Source organism: Chitinophaga filiformis, from assembly GCF_900102545.1.
GTDB lineage: Bacteria > Bacteroidota > Bacteroidia > Chitinophagales > Chitinophagaceae > Chitinophaga > Chitinophaga filiformis.
Map to the genome: position 1 here is coordinate 484,680 of NZ_FNBN01000004.1, position 17,397 is coordinate 502,076.

At 45.4% G+C, this 17,397-nt stretch carries 17 protein-coding genes; 7 read left to right on the plus strand and 10 right to left on the minus strand.

The window, feature by feature from the left end; translation table 11 throughout:
• Nucleotides 1-377 precede the first annotated feature (377 nt).
• Together BLR32_RS19830 and BLR32_RS19835 are read left to right on the plus strand one after the other, a co-directional pair.
• Nucleotides 378-905, plus strand: a complete 528-nt coding sequence (locus BLR32_RS19830; protein WP_089834672.1) for an ExbD/TolR family protein — start codon at nucleotides 378-380, stop codon at nucleotides 903-905.
• Between the two features lie 29 nt (nucleotides 906-934).
• Nucleotides 935-1,891 carry an isopenicillin N synthase family dioxygenase gene (locus BLR32_RS19835; protein ID WP_089834579.1) on the plus strand — a complete coding sequence of 319 codons (957 nt, stop codon included), beginning with the start codon at nucleotides 935-937 and terminating at the stop codon, nucleotides 1,889-1,891.
• 83 nt (nucleotides 1,892-1,974) lie between these two features.
• Here the strand turns inward: BLR32_RS19835 and BLR32_RS19840 are convergent, their stop codons facing one another.
• Nucleotides 1,975-3,015, minus strand: a complete 1,041-nt coding sequence (locus BLR32_RS19840; RefSeq protein WP_089834580.1) for an alpha/beta hydrolase — start codon at nucleotides 3,013-3,015, stop codon at nucleotides 1,975-1,977.
• Nucleotides 3,016-3,272: 257 nt separating this feature from the next.
• On the opposite strand from BLR32_RS19840, the gene chrA reads away from it, so the two are divergent.
• Nucleotides 3,273-4,427, plus strand: a complete 1,155-nt coding sequence (gene chrA, locus BLR32_RS19845; protein ID WP_245705471.1) for a chromate efflux transporter — start codon at nucleotides 3,273-3,275, stop codon at nucleotides 4,425-4,427.
• A 4-nt stretch (nucleotides 4,428-4,431) separates the two neighbouring features.
• Here the strand turns inward: chrA and BLR32_RS19850 are convergent, their stop codons facing one another.
• From BLR32_RS19850 to ku, 3 genes are read right to left on the minus strand one after another with little or no spacing between them, the layout of a single operon-like run.
• The gene (locus BLR32_RS19850; RefSeq protein WP_089834582.1) at nucleotides 4,432-4,869 is read right to left on the minus strand and encodes a hypothetical protein; all 438 of its coding nucleotides are present in this window, start codon (nucleotides 4,867-4,869) and stop codon (nucleotides 4,432-4,434) included.
• Nucleotides 4,870-4,894: 25 nt separating this feature from the next.
• Nucleotides 4,895-7,435, minus strand: a complete 2,541-nt coding sequence (gene ligD / locus BLR32_RS19855) for a DNA ligase D (protein ID WP_176842354.1) — start codon at nucleotides 7,433-7,435, stop codon at nucleotides 4,895-4,897.
• Nucleotides 7,432-8,229: a non-homologous end joining protein Ku gene (gene ku, locus BLR32_RS19860; RefSeq protein WP_089834584.1), complete on the minus strand. Its 798-nt coding sequence runs from the start codon at nucleotides 8,227-8,229 to the stop codon at nucleotides 7,432-7,434. The genes ligD and ku overlap by 4 nt, the downstream gene beginning before the upstream one ends.
• Nucleotides 8,230-8,325: 96 nt before the next feature.
• Between ku and BLR32_RS19865 the strand changes: the two genes are divergently transcribed.
• Nucleotides 8,326-8,673 (plus strand): hypothetical protein, encoded by a 348-nt coding sequence (locus BLR32_RS19865; protein WP_089834673.1) that lies wholly within the window; start codon nucleotides 8,326-8,328, stop codon nucleotides 8,671-8,673.
• A 53-nt stretch (nucleotides 8,674-8,726) separates the two neighbouring features.
• Here the strand turns inward: BLR32_RS19865 and BLR32_RS19870 are convergent, their stop codons facing one another.
• The 3 genes from BLR32_RS19870 to BLR32_RS34105 form a co-directional block, all read right to left on the minus strand.
• Nucleotides 8,727-9,815, minus strand: coding sequence for a DNA topoisomerase IB (locus BLR32_RS19870; RefSeq protein WP_089834585.1), 1,089 nt, complete (start codon nucleotides 9,813-9,815; stop codon nucleotides 8,727-8,729).
• Nucleotides 9,816-9,948: 133 nt separating this feature from the next.
• Nucleotides 9,949-10,611 (minus strand): YciE/YciF ferroxidase family protein, encoded by a 663-nt coding sequence (locus BLR32_RS19875; protein WP_089834586.1) that lies wholly within the window; start codon nucleotides 10,609-10,611, stop codon nucleotides 9,949-9,951.
• Between the two features lie 27 nt (nucleotides 10,612-10,638).
• On the minus strand, nucleotides 10,639-11,004 hold the full coding sequence (locus BLR32_RS34105) for a hypothetical protein (RefSeq protein ID WP_176842355.1): 366 nt from the start codon (nucleotides 11,002-11,004) through the stop codon (nucleotides 10,639-10,641).
• A 315-nt stretch (nucleotides 11,005-11,319) separates the two neighbouring features.
• On the opposite strand from BLR32_RS34105, the gene BLR32_RS19885 reads away from it, so the two are divergent.
• From BLR32_RS19885 to BLR32_RS19895, 3 genes are read left to right on the plus strand one after another with little or no spacing between them, the layout of a single operon-like run.
• Complete coding sequence (locus BLR32_RS19885) at nucleotides 11,320-12,714, plus strand: sensor histidine kinase (RefSeq protein WP_176842356.1); 1,395 nt, start codon at nucleotides 11,320-11,322, stop codon at nucleotides 12,712-12,714.
• A complete protein-coding gene (locus BLR32_RS19890; RefSeq protein ID WP_089834588.1) occupies nucleotides 12,701-13,156 on the plus strand; it encodes a response regulator in 456 nt (151 codons plus the stop codon). Before BLR32_RS19885 ends, BLR32_RS19890 begins: the two co-directional genes overlap by 14 nt.
• Nucleotides 13,157-13,159: 3 nt before the next feature.
• A complete protein-coding gene (locus BLR32_RS19895) occupies nucleotides 13,160-14,593 on the plus strand; it encodes a hybrid sensor histidine kinase/response regulator (protein WP_089834589.1) in 1,434 nt (477 codons plus the stop codon).
• A 66-nt stretch (nucleotides 14,594-14,659) separates the two neighbouring features.
• Here the strand turns inward: BLR32_RS19895 and BLR32_RS19900 are convergent, their stop codons facing one another.
• The 3 genes from BLR32_RS19900 to BLR32_RS19910 form a co-directional block, all read right to left on the minus strand.
• Nucleotides 14,660-15,142: a low affinity iron permease family protein gene (locus BLR32_RS19900; protein ID WP_089834590.1), complete on the minus strand. Its 483-nt coding sequence runs from the start codon at nucleotides 15,140-15,142 to the stop codon at nucleotides 14,660-14,662.
• 119 nt (nucleotides 15,143-15,261) lie between these two features.
• The gene (locus tag BLR32_RS19905; protein ID WP_089834591.1) at nucleotides 15,262-16,731 is read right to left on the minus strand and encodes a sigma-54-dependent transcriptional regulator; all 1,470 of its coding nucleotides are present in this window, start codon (nucleotides 16,729-16,731) and stop codon (nucleotides 15,262-15,264) included.
• Nucleotides 16,732-16,790: 59 nt separating this feature from the next.
• A complete protein-coding gene (locus tag BLR32_RS19910) occupies nucleotides 16,791-17,219 on the minus strand; it encodes a response regulator transcription factor (protein WP_089834592.1) in 429 nt (142 codons plus the stop codon).
• Nucleotides 17,220-17,397 lie beyond the last annotated feature (178 nt).

Sequence of the window (17,397 nt, forward strand, 5' to 3'; positions counted from 1 at the left end):
CTATTGATGTTTTGTTTCCCGGTTTATTGACCCGGGGTTATCACCCTGGGCTACAAACACTGAGACTCCTAACGGAGTCTATTGGCGTTTTGTTTCCCGGTTTATTGTTGACCCGGAGTCAAAAACCCCGGCTACAAACAATGAGACTCCTACGGAGTCTATCGATGTTTTGTTTCCCGGTTTATTGTTGACCCGGGACCGAAAACTCTGGACTACAAACAATGAGAATCCTAACGAGTCTATCGATGTTTTGTTTCCCTGGTACGAATCATCACATTATGTTCCCGGATTTGTTTATGGAATTTCTCTTCCCCCGCATCTATATCATTGAAAGCGCTTTCAGTCATTTATTTCTATACCCTTTAAACCTATTCACAATGGCTGAAATTAATACCGGCGGCTCCGATCGCGGCCACAAAAGAGGAACCCGTTCAAGGAAATTAAGTACTCGTGTAGATATGACACCTATGGTAGACCTGGGATTTCTGCTCATTACTTTTTTCATGCTCACTACAGCGTTAGCCAAACCTCAGACAATGGATCTGAATATGCCCGCAGATGCTGAACCACCACAATCAGTGGGGGACAGCAAGTCACTCACTATATTGCTCGGCGCCAACAACAGTGTCAGTTACTATGAAGGCATCGGTAATGATCCCCTGCATCCTCCAGTGGTACAACATTCTTCTTTTGCCAATAACCAGGGCATCCGGGACGTCATTATAAATAAACGTGAGCGGGTTATACAGCAACATAAGAAAAACGACCTGATGGTCCTGATCAAAGCAGATAAATCTGCCAATTATAAAAACGTGGTGGACATTATGGATGAGATGCTGATCAATCACGTGGAAAGATATGCCATGGTTGATATTACGCCGGAAGATGAAGCTTACTTAAAATGAGTTAACTTAGTAAGGTAAAATACATTACTATGGCACTAACTCAATCCATTCCAGTTGTGGACCTCGCCGCATTCACTTCAGGCGACGCTGCCAGTAAACGCGCTTTCGTAGAGCAGCTTGGTAACGCGTACGAAGAAGTAGGGTTTGTAGCGGTAAAAAATCACGGTATTTCCGACGATCTCATTGCAAAACTGTACAAGTACGTACAGCTGTTCTTCACCTTACCGTCAGATATCAAGCGCTCTTATGAGATACCTGAATTAGCGGGCCAGCGCGGGTATACATCTTTCGGTAAAGAACATGCGAAAGGGTATGATGCACCGGATCTGAAGGAATTCTTCCAGTTTGGACAAACCGTGGAAGATGATGATCCCATCGCTAACGAATACCCGCCAAATGTGGCTGTGAAAGAGATCCCGGCATTTTCACCGACCTTCTTTGATGCCTACCGTGCATTCGAAAAGTCGGGAAAAGCATTGCTGCAGGCCATCGCCATCTACCTGGGACTGGATGAGCATTATTTTGACGAATATATACACAATGGTAATTCTATCCTGAGGGCTATCCACTACCCTCCTATTACGCAGGAACCTGCATCTGCCATCCGCGCAGAGCAACATGAGGACATCAACCTCATTACCCTGTTGGTAGGCGCTTCTGCTGATGGCTTGCAGATACTGGACAAACAGGATAATTGGGTGCCTGTCACTTCGCTACCAGAGCAGATTGTTGTGAATGTGGGCGATATGCTGCAAAGGCTTACCAACAATCGTCTGAAATCCACTACACACCGGGTAGTGAACCCACCCCGCGAGATGTGGCATACCAGCCGTTATTCCATTCCGTTCTTCTTGCACCCTAAATCAGAGATGCCGCTGAACGCATTGGAGAGCTGTGTAACAGATAGCAATCCGCTGGCATATGAACCAATCACTGCGGGTGAATATCTGGATGAAAGATTGAGAGAGATTGGCCTGAAGAAATAATAACCTCGCATAAATAGCAACAGGGCTGAAAAGACAGATCGTCCTTTTCAGCCCTGTTTATATTTGAGATACACTATTGTTTGCTAATTCACACTTTCCTGTGCCCCCGGCTGCTTTTTAGCCAATGTCTTTTCTTCTTCCAATACTGCAGGATTTCCACCAAACAGCTCTGCAAAATAATCTTTCATTTCCGGTGTCATACGATAATCATTCCACGGAAAGTTCAGGAAGTAACTATGCTGCCGGCCTCCCTGTCCATGGAAATTGACATAATTGGCATTGACAGCCTTCCGGCGTTTGGGTTTTTCTCCCAGCTGACGCGCAAAGGTAAGCAAGTGAGCCCCCTTCAGCTGCCAGTCGGACCTGTTGTAATTGACATAGATCTTATTTGCAAAATGGATACGCTCTACCCAGTCCTTATGACCTTTTGCCGGCACACAGGCCGCATTCAGTACAACATTGTCGATGAACGGTTCATTGTTTAGTGAGTCATAAGGTTGATGCTTCATCATTTCCATAAAAATGATGTTCCCCATGCTATGACAGAATGTAGAGACTTTTATATGCTCGACCCAGTCTTCCCTTTCCCGGCGCGCCTGCTGGATTTGTCGCAATAAGCGAAAATAATGCGGTGCTGAGAGACGGGCATTAGTACGGGCAAACCTAAAGTTTCTGGAGGGTCTGTAAGTGGTATTGATGCTTGCGTAGTCAAACATCACGACATTCACGTTATACTGTGAACGCATGAGTAGTGCCCGTTCAACATTGCTTGTAAAGATCTTACCCATCCCTTCCGCATATACGACTATATCCCGTTTTTCCGGCAAGAGGCGCATGGCGTCTGTCAGGGTCGGTACCTGGAATACATTCCATTTCCCGGCCTGCTTTTGCAACACAAAGTATTTCAGTCCTGCTGTATCTACAAATTCATCCACAAAGCGCAAACTATCCTTGTGCAGATGCCTGTTGCTTACAAATACGAGACAGGTGTCTGTCAGGGCCGGCCTGGTAAAGTTGGCCTGCAGACAGAAGTTAGCCCAGTAAGCATCGCTGTTGTAATAGGACAATTGTGCATGTGCGCTTAACGAAACTGTTATGCATAGGAGGATCAGGAATCTTCTCATAAAACTATATCTATAATTAAACTATTCAATACCAGCTCCTTAAAGGCTATCCTACCAGGGTGGGCATATTGATTGACCTGAAAGTATTGTTTATTTACAACAAGGATTATGCCTGTACGTTCTTCTCTTAACAGAAGAAAATCAATAGTTTGTCGTTTTCCTGTTTGATATTGTCAGGAATTTATTGAAATTCGGGCAGTCGATTAATTGCCATTAACGTGTTTCTACGTCATATTCCTTTCCTAAGGGCTGTATTTATGCACAGCATCACTGCGTACGGGGGACCCCAGGGCCACCTGGCTATGATGTTGAAAACATTTGTGCACCAGAGAAGGGATGTGACTGAACAGGAGTTGATGGAATACAATGCATTCTGCCAATTGTTACCAGGGGCGTCTTCTTCCCAGACCCTGACGCTCATTGGTTACAAGCGGGGTGGTGTGCCGCTGGCAGTAGCTACCCTGCTCATATGGATAGCTCCCGCCTGCCTGTTAATGGGATCGCTTAGCTTCCTGCTGCAATACTTCGATCAGAAAGCATTGAACACTGATATCTTTAAGTACGTACAGCCAATGGCTGTTGGTTTTCTGATATATGGTAGTATGCGGGCATTTAAGATCAGCATCCGCAACCTGGCTACTGCTATTATCATGGCGGTATCCTTGCTGACGGCTTACTTTTTCAAGTCTCCATGGACCTTTCCCGCATTGATCATCCTTGGCGGGATTGTATCCAACTTCAGCGATAAACGTATTCCTGACATCCAGGATAAGCCTAAAAAGATACAGTGGACGAACATCTGGCTGTTTGCCTTGTTGTTCATCCTGGCGGGTTTCTTTTCTGAGCTGGCACGTACGCACAACTGGATCACACGCCGTCCCTTCAACCTGTTTGAGAACTTCTACCGTTTCGGTAGCCTGGTGTTTGGCGGTGGGGATATCCTGATAGCGATGATGCTGGAACAGTATGTATCGCGTGCCAACACCCGTTTTATGAATGCGGAAGAGCTACTGACCGGAGCCGGTATTATGCGGGCTTTACCTGGTCCTACTTTTTCTGTCACAGCGTATGTAGGCGGCATGGTCATGCGCAACCTGGGACCGGGTTATCAGTTACTGGGATGTATGCTGGCACCTGTTGCTGTTTTTCTACCCAGCCTGCTGCTGGTCTTGTTCTTCTTCCCCATCTGGCATAATCTGAAGAAATACGTGGTCATCTACCGGGCATTAGAGGGTATCAATGCCACAGTGGTGGGGATCATGTGGGCAGCCACGATCATATTGTTCCTGGCTATCCCACTTACCTGGTATAACGTTATTATTACTATCGCTACCCTCATTATTCTTCTCACATCCCGTATACCATCCCCGTTTATCGTACTTGCCTGCCTGCTATTAGGCTGGCTGATGTAACACCTTATTTAGGTTTCATTGTTGTCTGATTTCTCTTGAACACCATCGCTGCCAGGGCTGCTGCCAGCAAGCCAAGAATACCATTGGTGAAAAACACATTACCGAACAGATAGATCCAGAAGTTATCCTGGTTCTGTGCACCTGAGATGAAGTGCAGGGCTATCGTCAACAATGTCACAATAAATACCGCCCATAACGTAGTTCTCAGTCCCATGGCAAACATCGCCCAGGTGGAAGTTTTCTCATGGTGCTGGCTATTGTAATGAATAACGGAAAACAGTACCCCCAGGAACATCAGCAGGTTTCCAAAATATCCGGTCCATAAAGCGCCTGCCATATCAGTAAAGTAAAAGATCACTGTGAATACAATAGACACAACTGCTATAATGATCCCGTAAACAGGAGCAAGATTGACATGATGATGACGATTTGCTGTTTGCATAATTCTTCAGTTTAAAGTGAAAAAATCATTGTGCTGTTGACTCAATCTGCTGGATCACTTTACGCAGATCATTCTTAGTTTTATCAATATCTTTCCACAGATCACCTACATCCTTAATCCTGTCTGCCATGTTCCCGATATGGAAATCAGCAATGGAAAGATCATCGGTCAGCTCGTCCCAGTTTAAAGGAGCGGAAACGGTAGCTCCCGGTTTCGGACGTACGGAATAGGGAGAAGCGATGGTTTGTCCGCGGCTGTTCTGCATATAATCTATATACACTTTTTTATTGCGCTTTGACTTATTGCGGATCACACTGGTGATATCCGGCAACTCCTGTTGTACCTGTTTCGCTACATATTCCGCAAACAGGCGGCAGGTTTCATAATTATATTTTGCACCTGTTGGCACATAAATGTGCAGACCCGAAGCGCCGGAGGTTTTACAGAATGCTGTCAGCCCCAGTTGATCCAACAATGCTTTAATAGCTAATGCCGTTTCTACCACGTATTTAAAGGCGATATTTTCAGGGTCAAGGTCCAATACCAGGTAGTCCGGATTGTCCAGGTTCTTCACCCTCGACAGCCAGGGATTGATCTCTATACATCCCAGGTTGACCATATATGCCAATGTAGCCGCGTTGTTACATACAAGGTAATCCACATCACGGGAAGCTGATGCCGCATGCAGTTGCACTGTTTTCAGCCAGTCGGGGGCTGTGGCCTTATCAACGTCCTTCTGATAAAAACCAGGGTCCTTAATGCCATTAGGGAAACGGTGCAGACTTAACGGGCGATCTTTCAGGAAAGGCAGTACGTAGTCAGCCATCTCCATATAATAGTCCAGCAGCGTACCCTTTGTAATCTTTTCATCAGGCCAGTATATTTTCTGCTGGTTGGTCAGCGTAACCTTTTTCCCATTCAGCGTTACTACCCTTTCCTTTTCGTGTGTACGTGCAGGCGCAGTAGTAGCTTGCGCTGCCGCTTTCTTTGTGGCCATCCTGGTAGATTTTGCGGTTTCCTTATGCACATCCGTTGCCGGTTTGTCTTTCCTCAATCCCAGGAATATTGGCATACGCAGATGCCTATCGCTCGTCCAGGCATGAAACTTCACCTGGCAAACCAGCTCGGGTTTCACCCAGGTAACGGGCGTATTCGTCTTCACTTTTTCTTTGAAAGGAGACGTCTTTTGTCTGAAAGGCTGCATCTTGTCATACAGCTCATTGATCAATGCTCCATTCAATCCACCGCCACAATTACCAACATATTTCAGTTCATTCTTATCGTCATAAATTCCAAGTACCAACGATCCTATTTTCTTCCTGCTCCCCTGTGGTTCCGTATATCCGCAGATAATCGCCTCCTGTTCATCCACGATCTTGATCTTCAACCAGGACATAGACCTGCGGCCTTCAGCATACAGGCTTTCTGCTTCCTTGGCAATGATGCCCTCCCAGGCTTTCTGTTGCGCTGTTTTATACAGCTTTTCACTATCATTCAGCACATGTTCTGAGTAGATCACTGTCTTGCTGCCCAGCTGTGTAACAACATCTTTTAACAGCTCTTTCCGTTGAATAAGCGGCAATGCCTGCAGGTCCTGTCCATCCAGTTGCAACATGTCAAAAACGATATAGACCAGATTGCCGGAGGCGTTGTTCTTATAGTTTTGCAGCGACTGAAAATCGGATGAGCCGTCTTTTTTCAGGACTACCACTTCTCCGTCCAACACAGCATCATGTTGCAAATCCTCCAGTGCCTGCACTATTTTCGGATAGTCTTTGTTAAACGACAAATGGTTCCTCGAATACAATTCCACCTTTCCTTTCCGCACATCAGCAATGGCCCTGTAGCCATCCCATTTGGTTTCAAACAGCCAGCCTTCCCGGCTGAATGGTTTATCTACCAGCGTTGCCATCATCGGCGTAAACTGTTCGCGTTTAGTGGGCGCTGCTTTTGCCTTTGCCGGTGCTACTTTTTTTTTAGCCCCTTTCATCTTCTCTTTCTCCTTCACACCTCTATCCTTGATACGTTGCGGCGTGAAGTTCTCGCTATCGTAGGCAGTTTTTACAGCGTAGTCGTCTTTATGCTTCAGCAACAGCCAGGCATTGTCGTCTGAGTTTTTCATTTTCACCAGGGCAAATTCGCCTTTCACCTTCTTCCCCTTCATGACTATTTTCAGATTGCCTTCCCGGATCTCTTTGTTCGCCTCTTTGTCGAAATCTTTTCCGTCATCATGCAGTAATTCATAGCTGCCCTTATCCCATACGTAGACGAACCCCGCGCCATAATTCCCTTCGGGAATGACGCCTTCAAAGTCTTTGTAATCATAAGGGTGATCTTCTACCTGCATGGCGAGCCTTTTGTCGGACGGATTCATGGAAGGTCCCTTCGGCACGGCCCAGCTTTTCAGTACACCATCTACTTCCAGGCGGAAGTCGTAATGTAAACGGGAGGCATGATGCCGTTGGATTACGAAGATGTGCTGTTTACCTGCACTCTTTTTCTTCGCGCCTTTAGGCTCGGAGGTAACATTAAAATTTCGTTTTTCATCGTATGTTCTCAGGCTCATGATGCACGTTTTTTATTACTGCCACTGCTGCGGCCGGGACTACCAAGACTTGCCTTCAGCTGGTCAAACAGATCGGTGCTCTTGGTGTGTACTATCTTCATCTTCTTCACTGTACGGCGCTTACCACTTGCTTTCGCTTTTATGATATTGAGCAGTTGTTCATGATAAGTATCCTTGAACTGGCTGATGTCAAATTCTGTAGTATAACTTTCCACCAGCTGCACTGCCATATCCAGCTCTTTCTTGCTGATCTTGCTATCGGAAGGAAGAGACAATTCTTCCGGCGAGCGTATTTCCTGTTCAAACCTCAGTTGTTGCAACATGAGGTAATTATCCCGCGGGCGGATGATGACGAGATGTTCACTCGTTCTGAGTACAAAACGCCCCAGTCCGGCCTTACCCGTTTTCTGTAATGTTTTCAATAACAGTTCATATGCTTTCACACCCGCTTTATCTGGCTCTATGTAGTAAGGAGTTTCAAAATAGATATCATCTATTTCCGCCTGTTCTACAAAAGATTCGATGGAGATGATCTTACTTTTTTCAGGTGCGGCTTCCTGGAAATCCTCATCTTCCAGGATGACATATTCATCGTTATACAAGTATCCTTTTACGATCTGCTCCCAGGGCACTTCCTTTCCGGTATCTTCATTCACACGTTTAAATTTGATATGGGCGTGATCTTTTTTATCCAGCATGTCCAGGTCCAGTCTACTGTCCTGCACGGCGCTGTACAATTTGATGGGTATATTAACTAACCCAAAACCGATTGTTCCTGACCAAACAGCTCTCATAAAAAAATAATTTAAGGGTGATATTGAATGAAAACCAAACTATATGCCATGGCACGCGATTTGGATTTTTACTCTCTGTATCAAAAACCTTTGTTTATGGAAAAGCCAGGCGAAATGACCACCCTCAGCCGGGTGATGCAAAAATTGCATGATAAGGGCCTCGATCATGAATTAAAGATGAGTGATCATGGCAGAATGCAGAATATCGAAAAACAGAAAATATACAATCCTGAGGAACTGAAAATTATTAAAACCTACCGGTTTGAAGGGGAGTCTGATCCGGCCGATATGTCAGTATTATACCTGATAGAAGACCAGGATGGCGAGATAGGCTATGTACTGGATGCTTATGGTGCTTATAGTACGCATGAAGAATCCGGATTTGACGAATTTCTCCAGAAAATACCAGTAGAAGACAGGGAAGATCAGTTGATCTTCGCATAACATAATCTACTTTAAAAAGCGGGGGTTAGGAAGAAGCGCCGGATGATATTTAGCTAATTCCTGATCCCTGCTTTCGTTTTAACCCGTTTCTTTTCCTGTGTGAGTGATTTCATAAACTTCAGCAGTACCTTTTCATCGTTGTGAAGGCCTCCGGCAGATTCCTTATTTCTTCCTGCCCTCAATTCCTCCAGGTACGGTTCCAGGTTACATTGCTCGTAGGCGTCCAGTATCTTCGGATGGATATAGTACTTCTTACAGACGGCCCTTGTATTGCCCAGTTTTCCGGCTACGCTGTCGATGATGTGCACCAGGTTCTGTTTACATTCTGTAGCTGAGCTGAAAGGGGTAAGATCGGCGAGCAGGTTAAGGGCATTCACGGTTCCTGACCATGTTCTGAAATCTTTACAGGTATAGTCTTCTCCCGTCCAGAGCTTCAGGTATTCATTGATATCTCCGGAGTCCAGGCTCTTATGATCTTCTCCCTCGTAATACTGAAACAATTCCTGTCCGGGGATATCTTTCACCTTCTGCAATAATTTAGCTAATTGGGCGTGTTTTAGCGTTATTTTATGCAGGACGCCCTTCTTACCCTTGAACTTAAAAAAGGCGGTATTTCCGTCTATTTTCACGTGCTGCGCATGCAGGGTGGTAAGTCCATAGGAGCCATATAGTTTTTCATAGGAGGCATTACCTACCCGGATCAAAGTTTCCTGCATGACGCTGAGTGCTATGGCCGTAACTTTCTCTTTATCAAGGCTTTTCTTACGCAGGGCAGCTGAAATATGCTTGCGCAATTGCGGTAGTTTCTCCCCAAAATGTAGCAAGCGGTCGTATTTGGTTTCATTGCGTACCCTGGCCCAGGTGGAGTGGTAGCGGTATTGCCTTCTTCCCAGGGCATCGATACCGGTAGCCTGTAAATGCCCGTTGGCATAAGGGCAGATCCATACATCTTCCCAGGCGGGAGGTAGTACCAGGCCCCGGATCCTTGCCAGGGTCTCTTCATCTGTTATAATATCTCCATGCTGATCGCGGTACTGAAAGCCGTCTTTCACTCTTTCCCGGCTATATCCTGTAGTACCGGATTTCACATATCGTAATTTCACTGCTTTGGCAGTAGCCATCGCTTCAGCAATCAGGTCCATCGTCAATTGTTTTTCTTTCCCTCATAATTTTCTGTGATCCGGCAGCTGTCAGGTCGCCACCGGTAGTATCGGATGTAAAAAGGCCTCATACATTTTGTAATGCAGAGGCCTTCGGGTTCCCATCTGTAATGCTTTATTCAGCAGCAGCTTCTTCATTTACAGAAGATTCTGCCAGTTGGGTAAGTAATACGTCTGTTTCCTTTTCCTCGCCCAGGGTCTGGTCCAGCAGTCTTGCTACTTCTTCGTGGCCCATTCTGCCTGCCAGTGTACGGAGGCTACCGTAAGTGGCGATCTCATAATGTTCGATCTTCTGTGCACAGATGATCAGGCCAGCATCTCTTACGGAGCTGTCTTCTTCTGTATCGTCTATCACTTCCTGACCTTCCTCAATCAAGCCTTCCATGGCCGGACATTTTTTCGCCTTTGCTGTTTGCCCAAGAGATTCGAATACCCTTTCGAGTCGGTTTACATGTTCTCTTGTCTGTTCCTGGTGGTTGCTGATAGCATCTGCCAATTCTTCTGAAGTAGCGGCCTTTTGCATTTTGCCTAAGGCTTTCACCAGTGCTTTTTCTGCCCAGTAGATGTCTTTTAACTGATCCATGAATAGTTGATGGAATTTGGAGTTGGGCATATCTTCATTCTGGCTTTTGCTGCTCCTGGAAGAGCTGGAACGGGAAGAGCTGCTTGCTCTTGGAGCAGTACGTGAGGTGGACATGGATTTACTACCTGCAGCGCTTCTACCTGTTGTCTTGGACTGGCTGCCTGTCCGTGATTTGGATTGGGTTCTTGTTGCCATGTTATTTGGAGTTTAATAGTGATCAATTTATTCTTCCGGAATTACCCTGGAATCGTCTTCGTCGTAGCTATTGTATGTTTCCATGATCGTTCTGTCGGGGAAAAGATCGGGCGACCTTTCCTGTACATCCTCCCTGTCCTGTTCCGCTATGAGGTCTGCCCTGTCTTCTATTATCTCATCCTCTTTCTTTTTCTTAGCTTTCGGATTAGGAGGGGAACGTTTGATATCATGGTCAGGCACCTCGTTCGGCACAGGAGGTGGAGGTCCTGGTGGCGATGGAGGAGGTGTTATTTCTGGTCCTGATGGTCTTGGCGGTTCCTCTTTAGGAGGGGGTTGCTTTTCAGGCACCCCTCCCGGAGAAGGATTCCCCGCTGACTTATGATAATATTGCATAGTCTGATTTTTTCGTGAACGATTGCTTTTACGTGTGCTGCAGTTGCCGGATGTGTTTCAACCATGTGTTGTTCAATATGAAAGACAAAGTTCATTCCATCACCGGCCAGCATAGTTGGAAGACACATATCAGACATAGCTCTATTATGTCGGAATGCCTAACAGCAAAGCGTTTCAGCACTACTACACTTACTGTGATGATTATATGAAGCGATTTAGCAGCCACGGCAGGAATGCGTGTAGAATATGCATTTCACTGTGTGGAAATTGTTGGATAGTTGTAAATTCGAAAACTTACTACAATCAGCGGGAAAAATGCATATACCTGTACAAAAGAAGATCAGACTAGGATTCTTCATTGCTTTTACTGTTATCATCGTTGCCTCAATATGTTCATTCCTGGTAACAAAGACGCTATTGGATAATGCCCGGTGGCTGAATCATACCATTGAGATCTCCAAAAGCCTGGAGGTAATCACCAAGCAGCTGAAGGATGCCGAATCGGCTATCCGGGGGTACAGCATTACCGGGGATACCGCCTTTCTGCGTCCTACCATGCAGCAACGTAGTATTAAGATAGAAGAAGAGTATATGATGCTCCGCAGGATCACCGCAGAAAGCCGGCAGCAGCAACTGCACCTGGACACCCTGAAAAAACTGCTGGACAAGAAATACCAGCAGCTGATAGCTGGGGAAGCGAAAGTAACCTCCCGCCAGAAAGATACCTCTGCCGTGCAGGAGGGGGAAAAGTCCATGGACAGGATAGACCGGAAGGTCCAGGATATGTTGAATATTGAGAACGCCAAGCTGCGGCAGAAATCGAGGTTACAGAGCTTCTTTTCGGCCATCTGGATACCGGTGATCTTTATTTCCTCGCTTATGGCGATTCTCATTGGCATCTATTCCTACGTTACCCTTACACGGGAGTTCCGGTTGCAACTGCATATTGAATCCCGTTTGAAATCTTATCAGCATGACCTGCAGCAAAACATCAAGCTGCTGAATAAATCCAATGAGGAACTGGAGCAGTTTGCCTATGTGGCCTCTCACGACTTACAGGAACCTTTGCGTAAGATCTCCACTTTCAGCGACAGACTGCAAACCAAATACGGCGATCACCTCCCTTCAGATGCTACTGACCTGATACACCGTATGGTGGGCGCCGTAGGAAGGATGCGGATACTGATCAATGATCTGCTGCTTTTCTCCAGGGCGGGCCGTATCACACCAGAGAATATTGTAAAAGTGGATATGACCCAGCTCATACAGGAGGTGATCAGTGACCTGGAAGTAAGCTTACAGGAAAAGCGGGCGGTGGTCAATATAGCACCCATTCCGGTGATAGAAGGTACCCCTACCTCTTTTCATCAGCTATTTCAGAACATTATTGCTAACGCCATTAAGTTCGCTCATCCGGAGAGACAGCTGGTGATCAATATCAGGTCTGAACAGGAAAATAACGAATGCAAAATATTTGTAGAGGATAATGGTATAGGTTTTGACCCTACATATGCCGAGCGCATCTTTTTATTATTTCAAAGACTACACGGCATGAGCGAATATTCCGGTACCGGTATAGGACTGGCCATTTGTAAGAAAATAGTGGATAGCCATCACGGGCATATTACCGCGTTAGGAACACCTGGCCAGGGCGCTACTTTCATTATTACATTACCTATCACGCAAACCCTCTACAATGAAGAAAATTAAAAGTGCCGGAAAAATTAGCATTCTTATTGCAGATGATGATGCTGACGACAGAGAACTGATCCGGGCGGCTTTCGAAGAGAACAGCACGCAGCACCACATTAATTTTGTCGAAAATGGCGAAGAACTGTTGCATTATCTGAATCGTAACGGTCACTATGCGGACGAAACGCTACACCCATTTCCACAGCTTATCCTGCTGGACCTCAACATGCCCAAAAAGGATGGAAGGGAGGCGCTACGCGAACTGAAATCAAACGATCTGTTTAAGAGCATACCCGTTATAATATTGACTACGTCGATGGAGGAAAAAGATATTGTTAGAAGTTATGAGCTGGGGGTAAACAGCTTTATCATAAAACCAGTTACCTATTCGGGCCTCGTGGAATTTACCCGTGTGTTGGGAAAATATTGGTTCGAAATAGCGGAACTGCCAAATGTTTAGAGAATGACAGATCAACCCGTACACATATTGATGATAGATGATGACGAGGACGACTTCTTCCTCGTTAATCAGTTGTTGCAGGACATTTCCCCGGGACAGTACCAACTGGACTGGGCGCCTACTTATTCAAAAGCGGTAGAGCAAATAGACAGAAAGGTACATGACATTTACCTGGCCGACTATCGTCTGGGACCTTATACGGGTATAGACATCCTCCACCATTTCCAGCAGCTGGATTACAAAGCGCCGGTGATCATGCTTACCGGTAAGGGCGACTATACGATAGATAAGGAAGCGATGCAGGCAGGTGCTTCTGACTACCTGGTAAAAGGCGAGATCAGTGCCGACCTGCTGGAACGCTCTATCCGTTATGCACTGGACGAGGCACGCCATCTCCGTATTATCGAGGAAAACGAAAAGAAGTATTTCGGCGTATTCGAAAAAGCGCATGACCTCATCATTCTTGCCGACTGCGACAAGAATGTGATTGACGCCAATCCCTCTGCTATCAGGACTTTACAATACACTAAGGACGAAATGTTGCAGCTGAACCTCAAGCAACTCTTTTTCCAGGAGGATCAGTGCAAACATTTCTTCGATCACATCTGCGGGGAAGAATCCAGTCTGCGCACGGAATATAACTTTCTGACCAAACATGGGAAGAAGCTCGACGTGATGGTCAGCGCGGTAACACTGGATGAGCAGGAACAGATCTTCCTTTGTGTGGTACAGGATATTACTGAAAGGAAACGGGAGGAGCTGGAGAAACAGCAACAGCAGAAATTTGTTGTGACGGGCCGTATTGCCCGGGTGATTGCACACGAAGTGCGTAATCCGCTTACCAATATCCTGCTGGCTGTTAGCCAGTTTAAGGGAGAGCCTGTTAGTGTAGAAGATAGCCAGGTATATGTCGATATCATTGAACGGAACTGTACGCGTATCAATCAGTTGATTACAGAGCTGCTGCATTCCACCAGGATGATAGAACTTAATATCCGTCCTCACGGTATCAACGAACTGACAGATAAGGCCCTTGCGCTTGCGCAGGACCGCCTGCAACTCAACGAGATCAGTGTAAAGAAAGAATACGTCAAGCAGGATGTCATGATCCCGGCAGATGAAGATAAGGTGATCATTGCCTTGTTAAATATCATCATCAATGCAGTAGAAGCAATGACGCCGGGAAAAGGATTGCTTACATTACAGACGGCCAAACAGCGGGATAAAGCAGTGATCACTATCACTGATAATGGTCCCGGTATTCCGGAAGAGACCAAGACCCGTTTGTTTGATCCGTTCTTTACCAATAAGCCTAAAGGAACAGGTTTAGGGTTAACGAGTACGCAGAATATCATTATGAATCATAAAGGTACGGTACATGTGGAGAGTGAAATTGGGACAGGAAGTGTATTCACCATTGTACTGCCGTTGAACTAAGCATAACAGTCATCAGGAAATGAATGCTGCAGACATATTTAAGCATTCATTTCCTGATTTGTTATATCACATCGCATTAAGCTTTTCATCTGTATTTTCAATTGCTTCTTCCACTGAGTGGGACTCTTTCATCGCCAGTCTTTTCTTCGTCTCCTCTGACAGCTTCATGTAATAGTTATGCAGCGTATCCAGCTCTTCTTCTGTCAGATCTTCCACTACAATGAGGCGGTTACTGGCCAGTTTATTGGCAGCTATCAGTTCATTCAGTTTCAGTTGTACGGATTTTGAATCTTTATTCTGTGATTTCTGGATAATGAATACCATCAGGAAAGTGATGATGGTTGTACCAGTATTGATCACCAGTTGCCAGGTATCCGAGAAACCGAATACAGGACCGGTAATCGCCCATATGATAATAGCTGCCAGAGCAATAAAGAATGCCCATTGCGATCCTGTAGCCTGTGCCACTTTCGAAGAAAAACGCTCAAAGAAGCCGGCGTTCTTTTTGTCCCCATTATCTGTTTGCTGCTGATTGTTTTGCGGATCCATAAATGCTAGGTTTTATCACACATAAAAATGCAAATAGCATACCGGGCAGAAATAGAAAAGGCCCGCTGGATAACGGGCCTGTATGCTGAGTATAAAACAAACATTATAATTGATATCGCTTAATAGTTTATGTTGAGTAACCTTAATTTGTTGTATAAGGTTTTACGGTCGATGTTCAACAGCTGCGCAGCCTTCGTCTTATTGTATTTCACCTCTTTGAGTACATTGATGATCTTGTTGTACTCTGCCTGCAGCGCAACTGTTTTCAGGTCGTTTTCATTTGTGATGGAGATCAGTTCACCAGACATATTCACCTGGTGATCTTCCTCGTATGGTTGCTGTGCAAATGACTCTTTCATCTCCAGTGGCAATGTAGACAAGGTAATGTCTTCATGCTCGGGAGTAAGCAGGCATGCACGGCGTATCACGTTTTTCAGTTCACGGATATTACCTGGCCAGTTGTATCTGCTGAAACATTCCCATACTTCATTGGTGATCTTGCCACAGTTCTTCTGCAGTTCTCTTTCCACCTGGCGCATGAATGCATCTACAAACAGGGGCAGGTCTTCTACCCTTTCGCGCAGCGGTGGAATATAGATAGTGAACTCATTGAACCGGTGGAAGAGGTCTTCACGGAAGCGACCCTTTGCTACTGACTCAGACAGCTTTTCGTTGGATGCCACGATGATGCGTACATCTATCGGAATCTCTTTCAAGCTACCTACTCTGCGGATCACTTTTTCCTGGATCACGCGCAATAAAGCTACCTGTATATCGTAAGAGAGGTTGGCTACTTCGTCGAGGAACAGGGTACCACCATGGGCCTGTTCGAAGGCGCCTATCTTGGTATTGATAGCGCCTGTGAATGAACCTTTCTCATGACCGAACAGTTCACTTGCTGCCAGTTCTTTGGAAAGGCTACCACAATCCAGCGCCACGAAGGGCTGGTTATGTCGTTTACTATGGTGATGGATGAGATGTGCTACAGATTCCTTACCGGTACCTGTTTCACCAAAGATGATAACACTGTAGTCGGTAGGTGCTACCAGTTTAATCTGGCGGAAGAGTTCTTTCGCGCCATTACTTTCACCGTATACGTATTTATGGCTTTTATCCAGCATTTCACCATCCGGTTCTCCATCGGATGATTCTACTACAGCTGCACTACCAGCTGAGGAGCCATTTACAGTACGCATGGGCATAGATTCTTCGCGTTCGCGTTCTGCGTCCATATGTGCAAATGCTTTATGTACCAGGTTCAATATTTCGTCCGGATAAAGCGGTTTGGAGAGGTAGTCGTAGGCACCGTTCTTGACCATATCTACAGCAACTCTGACATCCGTATATCCGGTAATGATGATCACAATAGTACGTGGATTGATCTGAAGAATATCCTGCAGCAACTGCGCACCGTCTGTGTCTTTCAACCTGTAGTCGCATAACACCAGGTCGAAAGTTTTTTCTTTCATCATCTTCAAAGCAGTTGCACCGCTCATGGTAGTATCCACCTTGAAGCCATGTTTACCTAGAAACTTGCTTAATAACGTACAAATATTGATCTCATCATCAATTATCAGAATATTTCTCATAATATTTATATGTGGTGTTTGACAACTGCTAGTTTAAATTTACAAATTAATCACCGATCTTATTTCTGTCTTAACATATCGCTCATCAATTCATCCAGGTTCGTTACATTAAATGGTTTAGCCATAAAATAACTGGCCCCGGCATTTAATGCTTTCTGCTTTTCCATACCGTTGTCATACGCACTGATCGTTATCACCGGCAGGGCAGGGCATTTCTTTTTGATGGCGGGCAATGCTTCCAGGCCTGAGCCATCAGGCAAGTGTATATCCAGGAAAAGCAAATCCGGTTGTTGATGTTGTAAGTATTGCATTCCTTCTGTCAGTGCGTGGACATATTTTACTTTATACCCATGTTTCACCAGGCTTAACTGCAATAGTCGACATATATCAGGTTCATCGTCAATGATCAAAATAAACGACCCTTTTTTCCCCTCGGTCAATACTTTATCTGACGGACGGTCCACGTCCGTTTTTATATGCTGTGCCATGCGTTCACTTGTACCATTAAGTTGATTATCAAATGCTTGAAGATGTATTCGTACAAAAACCGGTTCTATAGTAATATTAAATCCACCCTGATCCGTCCAAAATACCCATAATCTATGCATTCAAATATCAATCCATGACCAACCCCATGATTTCCATAGGGATTATATTTCGTCTACA

Excerpts from the sequence above, each read along its gene's own strand:
- BLR32_RS19830 (WP_089834672.1), top strand. The coding sequence starts at position 378 with ATGGCTGAAATTAATACCGGCGGCTCCGATCGCGGCCACAAAAGAGGA.
- BLR32_RS19835 (WP_089834579.1), top strand. The coding sequence starts at position 935 with ATGGCACTAACTCAATCCATTCCAGTTGTGGACCTCGCCGCATTCACT.
- BLR32_RS19840 (WP_089834580.1), bottom strand. The coding sequence starts at position 3,015 with ATGAGAAGATTCCTGATCCTCCTATGCATAACAGTTTCGTTAAGCGCA.
- chrA (WP_245705471.1), top strand. The coding sequence starts at position 3,273 with ATGCACAGCATCACTGCGTACGGGGGACCCCAGGGCCACCTGGCTATG.
- BLR32_RS19850 (WP_089834582.1), bottom strand. The coding sequence starts at position 4,869 with ATGCAAACAGCAAATCGTCATCATCATGTCAATCTTGCTCCTGTTTAC.
- ligD (WP_176842354.1), bottom strand. The coding sequence starts at position 7,435 with ATGAGCCTGAGAACATACGATGAAAAACGAAATTTTAATGTTACCTCC.
- ku (WP_089834584.1), bottom strand. The coding sequence starts at position 8,229 with ATGAGAGCTGTTTGGTCAGGAACAATCGGTTTTGGGTTAGTTAATATA.
- BLR32_RS19865 (WP_089834673.1), top strand. The coding sequence starts at position 8,326 with ATGGAAAAGCCAGGCGAAATGACCACCCTCAGCCGGGTGATGCAAAAA.
- BLR32_RS19870 (WP_089834585.1), bottom strand. The coding sequence starts at position 9,815 with ATGGACCTGATTGCTGAAGCGATGGCTACTGCCAAAGCAGTGAAATTA.
- BLR32_RS19875 (WP_089834586.1), bottom strand. The coding sequence starts at position 10,611 with ATGGCAACAAGAACCCAATCCAAATCACGGACAGGCAGCCAGTCCAAG.
- BLR32_RS34105 (WP_176842355.1), bottom strand. The coding sequence starts at position 11,004 with ATGCAATATTATCATAAGTCAGCGGGGAATCCTTCTCCGGGAGGGGTG.
- BLR32_RS19885 (WP_176842356.1), top strand. The coding sequence starts at position 11,320 with ATGCATATACCTGTACAAAAGAAGATCAGACTAGGATTCTTCATTGCT.
- BLR32_RS19890 (WP_089834588.1), top strand. The coding sequence starts at position 12,701 with ATGAAGAAAATTAAAAGTGCCGGAAAAATTAGCATTCTTATTGCAGAT.
- BLR32_RS19895 (WP_089834589.1), top strand. The coding sequence starts at position 13,160 with ATGACAGATCAACCCGTACACATATTGATGATAGATGATGACGAGGAC.
- BLR32_RS19900 (WP_089834590.1), bottom strand. The coding sequence starts at position 15,142 with ATGGATCCGCAAAACAATCAGCAGCAAACAGATAATGGGGACAAAAAG.
- BLR32_RS19905 (WP_089834591.1), bottom strand. The coding sequence starts at position 16,731 with ATGAGAAATATTCTGATAATTGATGATGAGATCAATATTTGTACGTTA.
- BLR32_RS19910 (WP_089834592.1), bottom strand. The coding sequence starts at position 17,219 with ATGGCACAGCATATAAAAACGGACGTGGACCGTCCGTCAGATAAAGTA.